Annotated in this window: 9 protein-coding genes and 1 riboswitch; of the genes, 5 read left to right on the top strand and 4 right to left on the bottom strand. The window is 63.1% G+C overall.

Going from position 1 to position 10,886, the window contains the following annotated elements; genetic code table 11:
• Positions 1-253: 253 nt before the first annotated feature.
• Together E3O39_RS14955 and E3O39_RS14950 are read right to left on the bottom strand one after the other, a co-directional pair.
• The gene (locus E3O39_RS14955) at positions 254-1,522 is read right to left on the bottom strand and encodes a magnesium transporter MgtE N-terminal domain-containing protein (protein WP_241980941.1); all 1,269 of its coding nucleotides are present in this window, start codon (positions 1,520-1,522) and stop codon (positions 254-256) included.
• A 129-nt stretch (positions 1,523-1,651) separates the two neighbouring features.
• Positions 1,652-3,322, bottom strand: a complete 1,671-nt coding sequence (locus E3O39_RS14950) for an Nramp family divalent metal transporter (protein WP_134450102.1) — start codon at positions 3,320-3,322, stop codon at positions 1,652-1,654.
• 216 nt (positions 3,323-3,538) lie between these two features.
• Positions 3,539-3,708: riboswitch (M-box (ykoK) riboswitch) on the bottom strand.
• A 281-nt stretch (positions 3,709-3,989) separates the two neighbouring features.
• Here E3O39_RS14950 and E3O39_RS14945 point away from each other — a divergent pair.
• From E3O39_RS14945 to E3O39_RS14930, 4 genes are all read left to right on the top strand, one after another.
• On the top strand, positions 3,990-4,673 hold the full coding sequence (locus E3O39_RS14945) for a hypothetical protein (RefSeq protein ID WP_134450101.1): 684 nt from the start codon (positions 3,990-3,992) through the stop codon (positions 4,671-4,673).
• Between the two features lie 195 nt (positions 4,674-4,868).
• On the top strand, positions 4,869-5,180 hold the full coding sequence (locus tag E3O39_RS14940) for an LCP family protein (RefSeq protein ID WP_134450100.1): 312 nt from the start codon (positions 4,869-4,871) through the stop codon (positions 5,178-5,180).
• Positions 5,181-5,437: 257 nt separating this feature from the next.
• Positions 5,438-5,839 carry a hypothetical protein gene (locus E3O39_RS14935; RefSeq protein WP_134450099.1) on the top strand — a complete coding sequence of 134 codons (402 nt, stop codon included), beginning with the start codon at positions 5,438-5,440 and terminating at the stop codon, positions 5,837-5,839.
• Between the two features lie 13 nt (positions 5,840-5,852).
• Entirely contained in the window at positions 5,853-7,010 is a 1,158-nt protein-coding gene (locus E3O39_RS14930) for a cation:proton antiporter (RefSeq protein ID WP_134450098.1), read from the top strand.
• Positions 7,011-7,238: 228 nt separating this feature from the next.
• On the opposite strand, the gene E3O39_RS14925 is transcribed toward E3O39_RS14930, so the two are convergent.
• Together E3O39_RS14925 and E3O39_RS14920 are read right to left on the bottom strand one after the other, a co-directional pair.
• Positions 7,239-8,051 carry an anti-sigma factor gene (locus E3O39_RS14925; RefSeq protein WP_134450097.1) on the bottom strand — a complete coding sequence of 271 codons (813 nt, stop codon included), beginning with the start codon at positions 8,049-8,051 and terminating at the stop codon, positions 7,239-7,241.
• Between the two features lie 389 nt (positions 8,052-8,440).
• Positions 8,441-9,142 carry a DUF4397 domain-containing protein gene (locus tag E3O39_RS14920; RefSeq protein ID WP_134450096.1) on the bottom strand — a complete coding sequence of 234 codons (702 nt, stop codon included), beginning with the start codon at positions 9,140-9,142 and terminating at the stop codon, positions 8,441-8,443.
• Between the two features lie 618 nt (positions 9,143-9,760).
• On the opposite strand from E3O39_RS14920, the gene E3O39_RS14915 reads away from it, so the two are divergent.
• A partial coding sequence (locus E3O39_RS14915; protein ID WP_134450104.1) for an IS30 family transposase occupies positions 9,761-10,886 on the top strand: 1,126 nt, incomplete at its 3' end.

Raw genomic sequence — 10,886 nt, 5'->3', positions numbered from 1 at the left:
AGGCAGCCCTCAACGCCTTCGACATCACCTTCAACGGCCGACTCTCCATCCGAGACAACTAAAAATCAAACCCAGTTACACCGAAAACTTGACAGACCCACAAATTCCGCCGCGCCCCTGGCTGGGGTGCAGGTGTCGACGGTGAGGACTACGTTGATCGTCCTGTCCTCGGAACGTGAATGCGTGGCGGTCGATCAACGCTCAGCACCGCCGTGATCAGCGTTGTCAGTAGTTCGCCGCCCATTTGGGCGGTTCAGTCTTCGTCGGTGAGTGGAGGCTGGGAGCTGTGCGCCTGTGCTTCTCTGCGTCGCCAGTCTTCTGGGAGTGCGGCTTCGAGGGCATCGTCGACTGTGATGATGCCGAGGATATGCCCGTCTTCATTCACTACTGGCAGGGTGAGGAGGTTGAAGTCCGCCATCCGAGTTGTGACGTCGATGATGTCGTCTTCGGGGGCTGCGTGAACTGGTTCGGGGTCGACTACTTCCTTCAGGGCGAGCTGCGCGTCGGCCTGGAGGGCGCGGATGATGCTGATCGCTCCGGTTAGCCGCTCGTTGCTGTCGAGGGTGTAGATGGTTGTGAGTGCTTCGGGTTGTTCGGTTGTGGAGGTCCGGATGATGTCAAGGGCGTCCCGTATGGTGGCGGTTTCAGACAGGGCGAGGTACTCCACACCCATGAGTCCTCCTGCTGTTGCGTTGTGATAACCCAAGAGTGTGAGGACTTTGGTGCGATGAGGTTCGGGGAGGAGTGAAAGCACCTCCTGGCGCCTCTCCTGGGGCAGGTCGGTAATCGCGTCAGCGGCGTCGTCGGCACGCATACGGGACAGGACCGAGGCGACATCCGCGGTGCTTCTGGACTTGAGGAGTTGGGACAGACTGTCGTCTTCGAGTTCTTCGAAAACGTCCGCTTCGAATTCTGGGTCTGCGTGGACCTGGGCGAGGAGCTCATCCTGTTCCTTGGCGTCTGCTGTTTCGATGATGTCCGCCATCTGTGCGGCCTTCAGCCGGCGGAGCTTCCCGAACGACGTGCGAACGAGTACGGAGGGTTGGTGTCCGATCAGGGCTTCGAAGGAGCGCCAGTCCCGCACAGGATGATTGTCCTTGTCGCGGCGTGGGGACCACCAGTGTGACTGGTGGACGTTGAGCCCGGTGACGACCCAGACGCCCGGGGCCGGGCTGAGATATACGTCGTGGGCCGGGACTAGGCGGGTGATGTACACATCGTGGGCGCGGACCAGGGAGGCGAGGTCCACGTCGATGAGCCGGTGGCCGAGGACATCCGCGTTCAGGAGCACTTCTCCTGGCCGGCGTTCGAAGGCCCGGACGTCGAGACGGGCGCTGGCAAGCTGGACGTTTTCGGGCGCGAGGTCCTGGACGTCGGCGATGGGGACAAATACCGTTTCGGAGCCGACCCGGACCACCAGCGCGGTCAGGAGCGGATAATCGTCTCCGCGGAGTCGGACGATGACGTCAGAGAGTCTGCCGAGGGCTTTGCCTTGACCGTCAACGACGGTGTGCCGGAGCAACTGCGAGAGGCCGACCTCGGAATCGGTCATACCGCGGATCGTCGTGTTCACTGTGGGTCTTCTTTCCCGATCGTTGCTTGGGTTCTTGGCGGAGTTGAGGATGTTGACTTGAGCGTAAGACTCATTTGCTCAGTGGCCGAGAGCGAGTTGAACGACCCGCACGACGACCAACGCCATCGCCAGGAGCAGGTACGTGCGCAAGACGGCAAGGCCGACGCGCCGGCCCGAAGAGAGCTCGGGTCTGGATAGAAGGGCCAGGGGTGGCATCCGCCAGCGCAACCGCTGAGCGTGCTCCATCTTCGGGACGGGCTCCCGAGCCGGGCGTCGGCGGCGCACCACACCCACGATCAGACCGGTGACCAGGCCGAGGAAGGTGCCCCCACCGAGGATCCACAGGATCGTACCGGCCGTGATATCCGGGAACAACACGCTGGCCGTGAGGACGATAGAAAGCATGACCAGGATGGCGACCACCACCGAGGTGAACAGGTTCAGCCACTTGCCGTTGACCCAGGGTCCGAGGACTTCCTTGTCGTTGCAGAGCAAAAGAAGAAAGACTGTGGCGGAGGGCAACAGCACTCCGGCGAGGGTTTGCACGCCGACGGTCAAGAGTCCGAGCGGGCTACCGGGGATGAGGACGACGGTGGCAGCGATCACGAGGAGGCCCGCGAACACGGCGTAGAACCCTTTGGCCTCCCACGGTTTGCGGTGCAGGGAATGCTTCAATCCCAACACGTCGCCCAGGGCGTATGACGTCGAGAGGCCGACGGCAGCCGCCCCGATGATCGATGCGTCGATCAGCGCGATCGCGAACATGATTCCCACGCCCGGCCCCACATACTTACCGAGGCCCTCTGCCACTCCCAAAGCGTCGGTGAAGTTGCCGAATTCTGGTCGCCCCGTGAACGTCGCAGAGGTGAAGCCGATGATCGCCGCCGCACCCACGATGACCATCAAAATCCCGATCCACAGGTCGACCTTTTCATAGTTCATGAAGCGCGGGGTGATGCGCTTGTCGATGACGTACGACTGTTGGAAGAACAACTGCCACGGGGCGACCGTGGTCCCGACGATTCCGATGATCAGCAGCATCACTGTCGAGAGTTGTGAACCCGCGGGCATTCCCGGGAGGATGAAGTTCCTGGCCATCTCGCCCAGATCCGGGCGAGAGAGCACGAAAATGGGAATCAGAAGCAGTGACCCAGCAACCAGGAACAGGCTGACGCGTTCGAATCTCTTGAAGGACCCTGTACTTACGGCGGCTAGCACGAGCAGGGCTGCGACGATGACGCCGGGGACCTGAGGGATGCCCAGGTATTGGAGCCCCAGACTGATCCCGATGAATTCGGTGACGATGGTGAGCGCGTTCAGGATGAACAGGTCGATGACGCTGAACGCACCCCAGAATTTTCCGAACCGTTCCAGAATCAACCGGGCATGGCCTACCCCGGTCACCACACCCAGCCGCAATACCATCTCCTGATTCACGTACAGAACCGGAACGAGCAGGAGCAAGGTCCATAAGAGTGAGGTGCCGTAGTTTTGCCCGGCCTCGGTGTAGGTCCCGAAGGCACCGGCATCGTTATCTCCCACCATCACGATGAGCCCGGGGCCGAGGATCGCAAGCAGGGTACGAAACTTGGCCGGGAACCCTCGGCGAGGCGCATCATCACCCAAACGAATTGTTCCCATTGCACCTTCAATATCGCCGAGATGGGCTGAGTCGAGCACAGCGGAAAGCGGCCCCGTCGGGGTCGGGCCGGTTTCAGGGCTGGTGACGCTTTCGCTGCTGTTCGTCATCGTGTGCGGCTTTCTGCGCAGGGAGCGAGTATGTGTAAGCGTGGGAATTCCGGAGGCGTTGCCGGAAGAGCGCGGGCCAGGGGCCGCGCGCGGGGAAGAGCGAGTGTCTAACGGGCAATTACGGGCAGAGGGAGACAGGGTCTATGGCTCTCGCTCATCGGCGTGCTCCCTCCACTTCGTTCAGCGCGCACGAAGAGTCCGACCTGACCGGCCGAGGTGACCTCTTCTCATAAGACCTTTGGCACTTTGCGGCGTTAACCCGGGAGTCGGGAGCCAATCGGGGCAATCCCTTGTTCCGGGAAAACCTGTCCTGACCCGGGGCGTCTCTAGACGTTGGGGGTCGCTGGCTTGTATCCGCAAAGGAGCCTCAGCTAACAAGTGGCGCCCTGCGAGAGTCACGCTACACGGAGAATTTACTGCTCCGCAAGCAAGGTGTGGCTACGCTCAGACCCGCAGCAAACCGACCGTGAGTCCGCCGCCCACTGGCGGATAACGATGCCGTGCACACAGGACAGGGCCCCGGATCCAACCCGTGGTAGGACATGCTGGCCTTCCTAGATTGCCCGGCTGCATGGTGTTTGACTGTGGTCATCCTGCACAACCGTCGCCTCGAAGTCGAGGGACGCCCCATGCTGCAGTATCCCGCTGTGGAAGGAGCGCGAGGCGGATGAGTGAATTCGGTGTACTGATTCTGTTGGGATTCGGGGACACGATCGACTCTGTCCCTGTTCACAACGAGACAGCCATCGAGACGCCCGGCAGAACCGGCGTAGACGATTCGGCCGTCATCCTGGCACAACGCGCGGCGGATCTGCTGGCCGCGGCCAGGCTCTCTCCCGACGTCGTGTTCACTCCGCCCCGAACAAACAGTATTCGGTTCGTCAATACGCTCCTGTGTGAACTACACAAGCTCCCGCGCGCGGTCATCTCAGATCGTCGCCTCGACGTAGAGCCTGCTTGGCCTCGTGCTCGCGCCAGCATGCGGCGCGATCGCGGTTACCCAGATGGCTGGCTCAGCCGGACCGAAAGGCCCCTGGACCGAACCGATGCAGCTAGGAGAATGGGAGCGCGATGGGAGGACGGTGACGAATTAGAAGAGACGGACCCAGCCGACCCGACATTGTTCGCAGCTGGGGTGCTGTCCGAGTTCTATTCCCAGCGCGTTGTTTCCTTCCTCCTCGGCCGCCAAACGGTCCTCGTCATCGCGAGCCCTGCATCGATTCGGGGCATTCGCTCCACACTCCGGGGTGACGCGCTTCAGCTTGGTGATGAACTGCCCGCCGGTCAGCCGCTCGCGTACTCATTCGACCGGCATCTGCGGCCCACCCCTTCTGAGGGCCGCAATATCTGAAGCCCGGTCTGGATCTCGCTCACAGGTGACTCGTTGGGCCATCCGACGGCCCCAGTTGAGTATGTCGCAGCGATCACCGGGGGCGTTAGCCTGCTTTTGACTGGTATGGATACTTGCACTGGACAGGGTGGTGTGTAACGCGACGAGTGTCGAGTTCGCGCGGGAAGTTACGGAGCGGGCAACAACGAAGTCACGATGCTGCTGCACATCACGCAGGATCACCACAGGGTGAGCGTGATCAGCTTCCCGCGAGATCTGGTGCTCGCTGTCCAGGCCTGCCTCCAAATTGATGGGTCCGCCGGCTCCGCGTCGAGCCGGGTGCTGCTACACACGACGCTCGCTCGGGGCGGATTCTCCTGGGTCGTGCTCGCGATTGAGAAGCTCACCGGGTTGCATTTTCCCTTCGCCGCCCAAATCCGTTTCGACGGCGCCACCGCCTCCTTCAAAGCCGTCGGCGTCTTCAGATGCGGCGTTTTCCACACCCAGAATCCCGGTATCAGTGGTTAGAGGGTAGGTGCAGAAGAATCTCACCGACCGTGCAATTCATTGACGATGAACGTACCTACCGGGAGGCTCATCATCGCCGCAAGCCGATCTCAGCGCAAATTGATGGACTTACGACGCCTGCATCGCGGGTGCCTCCATAGCGGCCGGATCACTACTACGCTCAAGCTATCAGGCGGTGGATTCTAGCCCGGGCCGGGCCGGGCCGGGCCGGAAAGTTCATTCCCAAAGCCTGCTCGAAAAAACAAGGGAAGGCCACCATGCCCAAAAAAGTCAAATGGCTGGAGTCGCCCGAGGCGCAGGACTACCCGAGCGCCGCGGACTACTCGCACCTGCTCCTGCAAGCTGAGAGCGTCGACGCCACCGTGCAGGCGCTCCAAGACACGCCGATCACCATTCAGAAAGCCAAGGACATTCTGCGGGCTGCGGGCCTGCCGCTCCTTGACGTGACCAACCCCCACGTCGCCTCTGACTTGCTGAAAATCCGGACCGGCGTGAAGCTCTCGCCAATCCTGCTCGTTCGTGGCAATCTCTCTTCGGCGGTGCCTTTACACATTACGGACGGCTACCACCGGGTCTGTGCGGCATATCACACCGATGAGAACACGAACATTCCCGTGCAGCTGGCCGACCTGATCTTGGGGCGGCCGGCCGTCCCCTAGTGGTGGTTTCGCGATGACGTTCCAAACCCTGGCGATCATCTCGATCGTTGCGCTGCTCGGGCCTTTGCTGGCGATCCCACGACGGTGGAATCTTCCGGTGACGCTGGGCGAGATCCTGGCGGGCATCCTCGTTGGCCATACGGGGCTCCGTCTGGTCGATTCGTCGGACCCATCGATCACGCTGTTGGCCGATGTCGGATTCGCTCTGATCATGTTCGTGGCCGGCTCACACGTGCCCGTGCGGGACGTGCAGATCCGCTCCGCACTGGGCACGGGCGCAGTTCGTGCGTTGTTCACCGGAGTCCTGGCGGTGGCGCTTGGTATTGGTGCCGCCGTCGTCTTCGGGAGCGCACACGCGCCCCTTTACGCCGTGCTGATGGCATCGTCCTCGGCGGCACTCGTCTTGCCGGTGATTGATGCCCTGCGACTGCGCGGAAACTCGGTGCTGCAACTCACTGCCCAGGTCGCCATCGCCGACATTGTCGCGATCATCGCCCTGCCTTTGGCGATCGATCCGCCTAACGCCGGCCGGGCGGCCCTCGGAGCGGGCGCCGTCGCAGCGGCCGCTGCGGTGCTCTACCTGACGTTGTCGCGTCTGGAGCGAAACGGCGCTCGACTGCGGTTGCATCGGCTCTCCGAGCAACGCAAGTTCGCTCTCGAACTCCGCATCCAATTGGCGGTCCTTTTTGCGATGTCGGCTCTCGCGGTCTCCGGCCACGTCTCGATCATGTTGGCCGGGTTCTCCTTCGGACTGGTCGTCGCCGCCATCGGCGAGCCCCGCCGGCTAGCCAGACAGCTGTTCGCACTCGCGGATGGGCTCTTCGGACCACTTTTCTTCGTGTGGCTCGGCGCGTCCCTCAACCTCGGTGACCTCCTCACACACCCGCAGATGATCCTCCTGGGCCTCGCGCTCGGTGGCGGCGCCCTGCTCACCCACGCCGCCACTCGGTTCCTCGGTCAGGAGCTGCCTCTGGGCTTACTTTCTGCTGCCCAGCTCGGGGTTCCCGTCGCCGCGGCCACGATCGGTGAGCAAGCCCACCTACTCGTACCCGGCGAGGGCGCGGCCCTCCTCCTCGGCGCGCTCGTGACCATCGTCCTCTCCTCACTCGCGGGCGGGCGCGCCGCGAAGCGACAAGCGAACATATCTGCCGCACCTCCTGCGGCACCCTAGTCTCAGACCCAGCCGCGTCGGGAGGACGACGAGGGTTTACCAACGAGTGACTCGGCCGCAGCCCTGGACGGTTCCCATCTGCCGCGTCGTCAGCGACCCCGATGGGCGCCCTCGTCGGTTGCTCCGGACTGCCGGGTTTCAGGCAATCTAGAGTGCCACGGCCATGATCATCTACGTTTCTTTTCGGCGGTCGAGGCGTTCTCAGGTCTTTGGGCTTGTGAGTGTGCTTCAACTGGCTTGCAGGTGTCCGCGTACGATCGTGTTCCCAGAGTGTGCGGGGTTCCCGTTGTTGGGTTGAGCTGAGATGTCGACGAGGGGATATTGGGTGAGGTCGACAGTGTCGGGGATGTCGAAGCGGCCCGTGTTTCCGTCGAGCAGGCCGATGCTGATGAGTCCTGAGGCGTCTGCTTTGATCAGCCAGACCTCCCGTAGAGAGCTATCCGGGGTGGCGGGAGCCGTCAGGTCGACGGTCACGTTGCGGTGCCCATCCGCGCTCTCCTTAACCGACGCCTGGCCGTGTGCTTGCCAGCCGGGGAAGGAGGTGAGCTGCGCTTGGTAAATCACTGTCGGTGCGGCGGCGTGCTGAAGTGAGTCGAACCAGATACCACCGGCCAGGCCCGCGATGAGGCCGATGAGCGCAGCTGCGAAGGAAACAGGTAGCCACCGACGGCGACGCGGCGCCAGATCAACGAGTACGCGAGCCCTCGTCGCGGTGAGATGATCCCTCGAAGTTCGGGTTTGGGCGCGCTCCGGGACATTGGTTGCCGCTGCGGGCGTTGCGCCGACGAATTGGTCACGTCGTGGCGTGCTCTTGACGTCGGCACTGAGCCCGAGAGCGCCATGAATCCGCTCCCAGACCGCTTCGGCAGGCTCGGTAAGGGACACGTTGCGCGCCGCCTGGCCGACAACCACGATGTGCTGCAGGGAAAGGAGTTCGAGCGCGCACCCCGGACATCCCGCGAGGTGCTGGCGTTCAACTTTGGTGAGGTCGGCCCCGGCTAGGGCGATGATGGCAAGGTTCTCGGGGTCAATGTGTGTCATCGCTCGCCTCCAATCGGTTACGCAGTCCGGTGAAGATTCGAAGAATGCGGCTCATCCCGGGGCCCGGGCTATTCGGAGTGAAGCGTTGACCGGCATGTTGCTCGTTCATGGTCCCCCATCCACTGTGGGCGCAGAACGGTGTCAGGCACAGCATAGCCAGAAGCCCCCTTCAGAGAGCCACTGAGAAACTGACAATAGGTTCGGCCGTCGAAGGGATCTTTGTGTCCTCGTGGCTCGGGTCGAGTCGGCGGGCACACGCAGGTCTGGCCCACGGGGGACAAGTGGAGCTCACCCTGATGTATCGGACGGGTTCGGTTCGTGTTTGTGTGCGTTGAGGCGGACACCTCCTGCACTCCGATGGCAGAGCGCAGGAGGTGTCCGGGTGGTGCCTAGTGGTGGGCCTTGTCGAGCTTGATTGTCTGCACGGCGAAGGCGAGGTTGTGGTCAGCGAGGCTGCCCCATGCATACACGATGGTGTTCGTGCGCTTGGCAATCGTCACGTCGGCCGGACCGATCAGCGCAGCGGTCGTGCCGGTCGCGGCAACGGCCGCGCTGATCGTCCCCGTCGGGAGGGTCAGTTCGACCTCGTCGGGGTTGGTCTGGTCGGTGATCGCGGCGGCACCGTTGGCCAGGATATCGACCGAGGGTGCAGCGGCGACGTGGCGGACCGTGAGTCGGCCCTTGCCCTTTCCGACGGGATCCGGGTTGTTCTGGAACAGGGTCGCGGTCGGCATGCCGGCCTCGGTCAGGTGTGCGACCGCGGTGTAGTTGTTGCCGCTACCCAGCTTGAGATCGATCGGGCCGATCACGGGATTGGAGGCGTCTTTGGCGTCAGCGGCGGTGATCGCCACGGAATACGTGCCTGGGTCAAGGCTCAGAGTGTCTGAGAATGAACCGGGGGTGAAATTATCCAGGGTGAGTGCTCCGTTGACGTAAACGTCGACCGTGACGCCCGGGATTGCGTGGAACACGGTCAGTTCGGCGGGGCCGTTGTCCCCGTGGCTGTGGCTCTCATTGGCGTTTGCCGGCATGAATCCCGCGAGGGCGACGAGTACACCGACTACGGCGCCGACAGCGATGGTCTTGCGCATGGTTACCTCCTGCTATTTGTCATGGACGGGAAGCGTCATCGCCTCCCAAACTCTCTTCTGATTGGACTCCCGTTTTGGATGCACGCGACGCCAATGATTTTGGAACCCATCGGCTGGACCCTGGCTGGCGCTGCCAGCGCGAATCTCTCAGCCGAGTCCGCAGAGTCGTCCAGGGCAGCGAACTGTCCCTCGCAGGGTGCGATTCATATCACTTGGTCGATGATCCTGTCCCGTCGGTCCGCCGGATCAACTTTCCGAACTCGGATTCTGACGCCAGCTGAGATCCAAAAAGTCGCGGCTGGGCAGGGACCTCTGACAAAGAGACAGGCGCGAACTGGGCGGATTCAATTGGTCGTCGCAACACCTCGATCACGGAGGTTTGCGATGGGACGCGGTGGGAAGCAGATATCGAAAGCGCCCGAGGCCGCGCGGCGGCAGTGGGCGGCGGATCGGGCGTTGCGACCGCCGATGCGTTCACCAGGCCGGCCTGAGCCCTCGCGTGCGGTGCAGCGGGAGTTTTGGCGGCTTATCGCGTGTGGCGTGACGACGGTCGAGGCGTCCGGCGAGGTGGGCGTGTCGTGGCCGGTCGGGTCCCGTTGGTTCCGTCACGCTGGCGGCATGTCGCCGATCAGTCTGGATGAGCCCACGGGCCGCTACCTGTCGTTCGCTGAGCGTGAGGAGATTGCGCTGCTGCGCGCCCAGCAGTTCGGCGTGCGTGAAATCGCCCGCAGGATAGGCCGCGACCCGGGAACGATCTCACGCGAGTTGCGTTGTAACGCGGCGACGAGGAGCGGGAAGCAGGTCTACCGTGCGCTGGTGGCGCAGTGGAAGTCGCAACAGGTCGCGAAGCGCCCGAAGACCGCGAAGCTGGTGGACAACGACAGGTTGCGTGAGTATGTGCAGGAGCGGCTGAACGGGAGCGTCCGCAGACCCGATGGCACGATCGTCACGGGCCCTGACACGCCGGCGTGGAAGGGGCTGAACAAGCCGCACCGGCAGGACAGGCGGTGGGCCATGGCGTGGAGCCCGGAACAGATCTCCCACCGGCTCCGGGTCGATTTCCCCGATGATGGGTCCATGCGCATCAGCCACGAGGCGATCTACCAGTCGCTGTTCGTCGAGGGCCGTGGCGCGCTCAAGAGAGAACTGGTCACGTGCCTTCGAACCGGCCGTGCGCTGCGGGAACCGCGAGCTCGATCACGCAACAAGCCGCAAGGGCATGTCACTGCCGATGTCGTCCTCAGCGAACGCCCCGCCGAGGCCGAGGACCGCGCCGTTCCAGGGCACTGGGAGGGTGATCTGATCATCGGAACCGGACGATCCGCGATCGGCACACTCATCGAGCGCAGCAGCCGCTCCACGCTCCTGGTGCATCTGCCCAGACTGGAAGGCTGGGGTGAGATGCCACCCGTGAAGAACGGTCCCTCGCTCGGTGGCTACGGCGCCGTCGCGATGAACGCAGCGCTGACGGTGTCGATGACGAAGCTGCCCGAACACCTCCGCAAGACCCTCACCTGGGACCGCGGGAAAGAGCTATCCGCGCACGCCCAGTTCGCGCTCGAGACAGGAACAAGGGTGTTCTTCGCCGACCCGCACTCGCCCTGGCAACGACCGACGAACGAGAACACCAACGGGCTGCTACGCCAGTACTTCCCGAAAGGCACCGACCTCTCGAGGTGGAGCGCGGATGACCTCGAAGCCGTCGCTCTCGCCCTAAACAACCGACCCCGCAAAGTGCTCGGCT

Source organism: Cryobacterium sp. MDB2-A-1, from assembly GCF_004402675.1.
Classification (GTDB): Bacteria; Actinomycetota; Actinomycetes; order Actinomycetales; family Microbacteriaceae; genus Cryobacterium; species Cryobacterium glucosi.
The sequence above is the reverse complement of the archived record's forward strand: the minus strand, read 5'-3'. Positions and strand labels throughout refer to the sequence as shown.